The organism is Micromonospora deserti, from assembly GCF_003236335.1.
Taxonomy (GTDB): Bacteria; Actinomycetota; Actinomycetes; order Mycobacteriales; family Micromonosporaceae; genus Micromonospora; species Micromonospora deserti.
Genome location: NZ_POUB01000344.1, coordinates 1 through 5,597 on the forward strand (window position 1 = coordinate 1; position 5,597 = coordinate 5,597).

Below are 5,597 nucleotides of genomic sequence, written 5' to 3' on the forward strand. Positions count from 1 at the left end.
CGGGGGGGCGGGGAGTTGTATAAAAGGGGCAGCCCCCGGCTCCGCACGACCAGGGTCGGGCGGCGGCGCGTCTTCCGGTCCTCACCCGCCACGACAGAGCCGTGGCCGATAGTCTCGCGACATGTCGGAGCACTCAGCGAACCTCTCAGCGACGACCGCCGCAGCCGGTCGTCCCCGCGCGGTCAAGGCCGTCATCCCGGCCGCCGGACTGGCCACCCGGTTCCTGCCCGCCACCAAGGCGGTGCCGAAGGAGCTGCTCCCGGTGGTCGACCGGCCGGTGCTGCAGTACATCGTCGAGGAGGCCACCCAGGCCGGCATCAACGACGTGCTGCTGATCACCGGCCGGGGCAAGACGTCGATGGTGGACCACTTCGACCGCCGCCCCGACCTGGAGGCCCGGCTCGAGAAGAAGCCCGACGTGCTGGCCGCGGTACGCCGCCCCAGCGAGCTGGCCGAGATCTACACCTGCCGCCAGCCCGAGCAGCTCGGCCTCGGCCACGCCGTCGGGTACGCCGAGTCGCACGTCGGCGACCAGCCCTTCGCGGTGCTGCTCGGTGACGAGTTCGTCAAGCCCTCCGAGCCGCTGCTGCCGGCCATGCTGGAGCTGCAGGCCCGCACCGGCGGCGTGGTGCTGGCCTTCTTCGAGGTCGATCCGGCTGACACCACGCGCTACGGCATCGCCTCGGTGGAGCCGGCAGAGCCGGAACTGGCCGACATCGCCGAGGTCGTCAAGGTCACCGGCATGGTGGAGAAGCCGAAGCCGGAGGACGCGCCCAGCAACCTCGCGGTGCTCGGCCGCTACGTGCTGCCGGGAAAGATCTTCGACGCGATCCGGCGGACGGCGCCGGGCAGCGGCGGGGAGATCCAGCTGACCGACGCGATGGAGATCCTGCGCGTCGAGGGCACGCCGGTGCACGCGATCGTCTACCGGGGCACCCGCTACGACACCGGCATGCCCCTGGGCTACCTGCAGACCGTGGTGCAGATCGCCGCCGAACGCGACGACCTCGGCGGCGAGTTCCGCAAGTGGCTGGTGGAGTTCGTCAGCTCGGACGCGTCGGGCGTGACTGGTACATGACCGCGACGGCCGACGCCGAGGCGGCCGCGAACGAGTTGACGCCGCTCGCCGACTACCTGGGCAGTGTGCTGCGCAGGTTACGCGCGCTGCCTCCGCTCGACCTCGACCTCACCCAGGCGCACGGCAACGTCCTCGCCGAGGACGTCGTTGCGCCGCACTCCTTCCCGGCCTTCGACCAGGCGGCGGTGGACGGGTACGCCGCCCGCTGGGAGGACATCTCCGCCGGCGGCCGGGGCGTCGGCTACGTCCCGGCGCAGGCGGGCCCGCCGGGTGCTCGGATCGTACGGCTCAACGTGGTCGGCGACCTCGGCGCGGCGAGCTGGCGACCGGTGCGGCTCACCCCCGGCTCGTGCTTCTCGGTGGCCGCCGGGGCGCCGCTGCCGGTCGCCGCGGACGTGGTGGTCCCGGTGGAGTGGACCGACCAGGGCATGGCCGCGGTGGAGATCCACCGCGTCCCCAAGCGAGGGTACGGGGTGCGCCGGGCCGGCGAGGAACTGCCCGCCGGCACCCTGCTCGCCCGCGCCGGCATGTACGTCTCCCCGGCGCTGGTCGCGGTCTTCGCCGCCACCGGCATCGGGCACGTGGTGGTGCGACCCAGCCCGCGGGTGGTCATCGTGGCCACCGGCGACGAACTGGTCGACGTCGGCCGGGGCAGCCAGCCGGGCCAGGTGGTGGACGCCAACTCGCACGCGCTGACGGCCGCGGCGGCCGAGGCGGGCGCGCTGGCGTACCGCGTGGGCATCTGCGACGACGACCCGGAAGGGCTGCGCGGGCTGCTGGAGGACCAGACCCTGCGCGCCGACCTGATCATCACCACCGGTGGTACCGGCACCGGGCCGGGCGACATGGTCCGCCGGATCCTGTCCCGGCGGGAGGGCACCCGCGCCGGGCCGGTCACCTTCACCGAGGTCGCGCTCTATCCCGGCACCTCGCTCGGCTTCGGCACGGTCGGCGCCGAGGAGGTGCCGGTGGTCTGCCTGCCCGGCGACCCCGGTGCGGCGCTGATCGGCTTCGAGGTGCTGGCCCGTCCGGCGATCAACCTGCTGGCCGGGGCGGAGCCGGTGTTCCGGCCCAGCGTCCGCGCGCACCTGCTGGAGACGGTGTCGTCCCCGGCCGGGCTGCGCGAGTTCCGTCCCGCGCACGTCGCCGAGCGGCGCGGCGGGGGCTACACCGTACAGCCGCTCAACGGCGGCCCGTACACCCTCTCCGGGCTGGCCGAGGCGAACGGGCTGCTGGTGCTGGGCGAGCGGGTCACCACCGCCGCGGCCGGGTCCACCGTGGACGTGCTGCTACTGGATCGGCGCCGGTGAGCCTGTTCGGGAGCGCACCCGCGCCGGGCTGGCCGGTGGTGCTGGTGGACGGTCCCGTGGTGCTGCGGCCGTACCGGCGCTCGGACGCGACCGCCTGGTCGGAGGTGCGGCGGGCCAACCAGACGTGGCTGGCACCCTGGGAGTCGGCGCTGCCGGGCGACTGGGACGAGGTGAACTCGCCGGCCGCGTTCCGCTGGGTGTACCGCGACCAGCGGCGCTCGGCCCGCACCGGCGAGGGGATGCCGTTCGCCGTCTGCCTGCACGAGGGCGGGCGGGAGCGGCTGGTGGGGCACCTCAACGTGGGCAGCATCGTGCGGCGGGCCTTCTGCTCCGGGTACATCGGCTACTGGGTGGACTCCCGGGTGGCCGGGCGCGGCATCATCCCGACCGCGATGGCGCTCGCCGTCGACCACGCCTTCGGCCCCGGCGGGCTGCACCGGGTGGAGGTGAACATCCGCCCGGAGAACCAGCCGTCGCGGCGGGTGGTGGAGAAGCTGGGCTTCCGCGAGGAGGCGTACCACGTGCGCTACATGCACATCGACGGTGCCTGGCGCGACCACATCGGATACGCGATGACCAGCGAGGAGCTCGCCGCCGAGGGCGGCCTGCTGGCCCGCTGGCACCGGATCCGCGCCGCCGGGTGAGCCGTCCCACGGACGGGATCGGCGCGGCGCGTCGGCATCCGGGTCGGCGGCCCGTAACCTCAAGTGACTGCAAGCTGCGGCAAGCGCCGGTCTGACCGTACGATCCACGCACCCGACACCGATCGGTGGAAGATCCTGCGGCCGGGTCGCGGTTGCTCCGAATTCGGTGACGGGAGGGGTGAGGGTGCCGACCTCGGTGCTCCTCGCCGTCCTCGCCGCCGCCGGCCTGCTCGCCCTCGCGCCGGCGTTGGTCCGCCGGTACGACGCCACCGAGCGGCTGGTGGCGGAGCGGGCGCAGTCGACGGCGCGGGTGCTCCAGCGCCGCCGGCGGCGCCGCACTGTGCCGGGGCGGCGGCCGGTGCGCCCACCGCGCAACCTCGTCGTCACCCTCAGTGAAGATCCGGCCACGGGGGGTCTGAGCACGCCGGTCTCCGCACCGCCCGCCACGGCCCGCCGGTCGGGCCGGCTGCGCGCCGTTCCGCCCGCCCCGAACCGGGCCCGCCGCCGGCCACCGCGCCGCCGGCAGCACACCCCGGCCATCTACCGGCGCCGCCGGGTGCTCGCCGCGCTGCTGCTGCTCAACGGCGTCGAGCTGATCGGCGTGCTGGTGGTCGGCCCCGGGTTCTGGATCGGCGTCTCGGTCACCGGCACCCTGCTGGTCGCGTACGTCGTACACCTGCGGGCGCGGGCCCTAGAGGCGCGCCGGCGCCGGCGGGCGCGGGCCCGGGAGGCGGCCTGGCTGGTCGCCCGGCAGGCCGAGGTGCGCCGGGAGCAGGCCCGCCGGGCAGCGGCCCGCCGGGAGGCGCAGCGCCGGCTGGCGGCGCAGCGCGAGGTCGTACGCCGGGCCGCCATGGGCCTGGACCGCCCCGCTGACCTGCCCGCGGCGGCCAGCGGCGGCTCGGTCTCCTACCGGCGGGCGGGTGGCCTCCGCGGCCGCCCCTACCAGTCCGGCCGCGGCCCCCACTCCGCCTGACCGGTTTGCCCGTTTCATGGGTGTCCGGGCGGGGCCTGGAAGATGCCACTTCCGCATGCCGGGGTGTCCTCCCGTCGCGGACGAAGGCGCGACTTCCGGCTTGTCGGGGCGCCCTCCCGCCGCGGACACCCCGACATGCGGGAACCCGAGTCGATCAAGTGGCGGCTCGCCGGGGGCGATTCGCGGTGGAGGCCACAGACCTGTTAGCCTTGTCGCCGGCCCGCCCGGTGTCAGCCGGGTGGGACCATCGCCGGTACGCCGGCGGAGGGGCTGTGGCGCAGACCGGTAGCGCACCTCGTTCGCATCGAGGGGGTCAGGGGTTCAAATCCCCTCAGCTCCACCCAGCTCAAAGGCCGTTTCCCATCGTGGGAGACGGCCTTTTTCGACCCTGTAACAGCAGTGAAGTACAGCAAGAAACCGGCAGCGCCGTCGGTACCTGCGTGGGTAGGGTCCTTCGGTGATCATCTCTCAGTACGCGTACTTCGCGCTGAGTTCGGACCGGGTTTCGGCCGCCGAGATTACCGCGAGGCTCGGTATCGAACCGGACGAGATTGTCGTTCGTGGCAGCCGTCTGGCCAGCCCTGCGAGGCCCGCCAGCCACCGGTGGAAGATCACGTGTCGCGAGCCTGGGTTGATGGTCGACGAACCTATCAACCGGATCGTGGATCGGCTCTTCGGTCACGCGGAGCGCATCGGTGAACTAGCCGCCGAGCTGGACAACATCGATGGAGGGCCGGGCGCGAGTGTGCTGCAAGTCGTCCGTGTCTTCGAACATCCGGATGGCGAGGAAGAGGATCTGACCGGCCCGGTTGAAGGATTGGAGAAGGTGGCTGGTCAGCACCAGTTGCTGGGCTGGCATGTCGATGCCCGGGTGTTGGAGTTCCTCCGACTGACGCGAGCAGAGCTTGACGTGGACGAGTACGCCTACGGATGAGCCCGGCTCCGGCTAGAGGAACTGCTCGCCGAGGCGCTTGAGCGCCTTTTCAGTCGCCTCGGCGGCGACCTCGCTGTAGATGTTCATGGTCACGGCGATCTGGCTGTGCCGCAGGATCTGCATGGTCACCCGAGGGCAGACGTCGAGGGCCACCAGCAGGGAGGCGCAGGTGCGTCCGGTGTGCACGGAGATCTCCCGCACGCCCGCCTCGCGGCAGCGGGTCTTGAACTCCCGATGAAAGTTCTTCGGCTCGACCGGCGTGCCTAGGCGGGTGGTGGAGACCAGGCCGTTGTCCTGCCAGGCCCGGCCGGCGTGCTCCGGGTGCTGCTTCTGATCTTCCCGGCGGGTGCACAGGGCAGTGGCGCAGATGGCGGACGAACATGTCCTAGTTGGCCGCCGTGGCGGGGGCCAGGTTTGGCTCGACCACGCGGAGCCACGAGTCGAGGTAGCCGGCGAGGGTAGGCAGACGGGTGATGCTCGACTATCGGACGGAAACTTACGGGGCGACTCAAACTGAAGTCGTTCAGGAATGAGCCTTTTCCAAGCTGATCTTGCAGCTCGGGACGGGTGCGGCAGGCCTGGTGATCGATGGGTGCGAGGCTCCAGGTAGGACAGCTGTCGACCAAGACTCGAAGCCCCGACCGGGAGCCTCGCCATG

General features: G+C 72.5%; 6 protein-coding genes and 1 tRNA gene. 6 read left to right on the forward strand and 1 reads right to left on the reverse strand.

Annotated elements, in window-relative coordinates:
• Window positions 1-121 precede the first annotated feature (121 nt).
• The 6 genes from C1I99_RS28760 to C1I99_RS28785 all read left to right on the forward strand — a co-directional run bounded on the left by C1I99_RS28760 (window position 122) and on the right by C1I99_RS28785 (window position 4,939).
• On the forward strand, window positions 122-1,078 hold the full coding sequence (locus tag C1I99_RS28760) for a UTP--glucose-1-phosphate uridylyltransferase (RefSeq protein ID WP_111137339.1): 957 nt from the start codon (window positions 122-124) through the stop codon (window positions 1,076-1,078).
• Window positions 1,075-2,388, forward strand: a complete 1,314-nt coding sequence (locus tag C1I99_RS28765; protein WP_111137340.1) for a molybdopterin molybdotransferase MoeA — start codon at window positions 1,075-1,077, stop codon at window positions 2,386-2,388. The genes C1I99_RS28760 and C1I99_RS28765 overlap by 4 nt, the downstream gene beginning before the upstream one ends.
• A gap of 38 nt (window positions 2,389-2,426) precedes the next feature.
• Window positions 2,427-3,032 (forward strand): GNAT family N-acetyltransferase, encoded by a 606-nt coding sequence (locus C1I99_RS28770; protein ID WP_438941459.1) that lies wholly within the window; start codon window positions 2,427-2,429, stop codon window positions 3,030-3,032.
• Window positions 3,033-3,210: 178 nt separating this feature from the next.
• Window positions 3,211-4,005 (forward strand): divisome protein SepX/GlpR, encoded by a 795-nt coding sequence (sepX, locus tag C1I99_RS28775; protein WP_199562428.1) that lies wholly within the window; start codon window positions 3,211-3,213, stop codon window positions 4,003-4,005.
• A gap of 266 nt (window positions 4,006-4,271) precedes the next feature.
• Window positions 4,272-4,345, forward strand: a tRNA-Ala gene (locus C1I99_RS28780).
• 117 nt (window positions 4,346-4,462) lie between these two features.
• Window positions 4,463-4,939 (forward strand): DUF4279 domain-containing protein, encoded by a 477-nt coding sequence (locus C1I99_RS28785; protein WP_111137342.1) that lies wholly within the window; start codon window positions 4,463-4,465, stop codon window positions 4,937-4,939.
• 12 nt (window positions 4,940-4,951) lie between these two features.
• On the opposite strand, the gene C1I99_RS34315 is transcribed toward C1I99_RS28785, so the two are convergent.
• On the reverse strand, window positions 4,952-5,140 hold the full coding sequence (locus tag C1I99_RS34315; RefSeq protein ID WP_158554116.1) for a hypothetical protein: 189 nt from the start codon (window positions 5,138-5,140) through the stop codon (window positions 4,952-4,954).
• Window positions 5,141-5,597 lie beyond the last annotated feature (457 nt).

Bases quoted from the DNA above. Each gene is read 5' to 3' on its own strand.
- C1I99_RS28760 (WP_111137339.1), top strand. From the start codon at position 122: ATGTCGGAGCACTCAGCGAACCTCTCAGCGACGACCGCCGCAGCCGGT.
- C1I99_RS28765 (WP_111137340.1), top strand. From the start codon at position 1,075: ATGACCGCGACGGCCGACGCCGAGGCGGCCGCGAACGAGTTGACGCCG.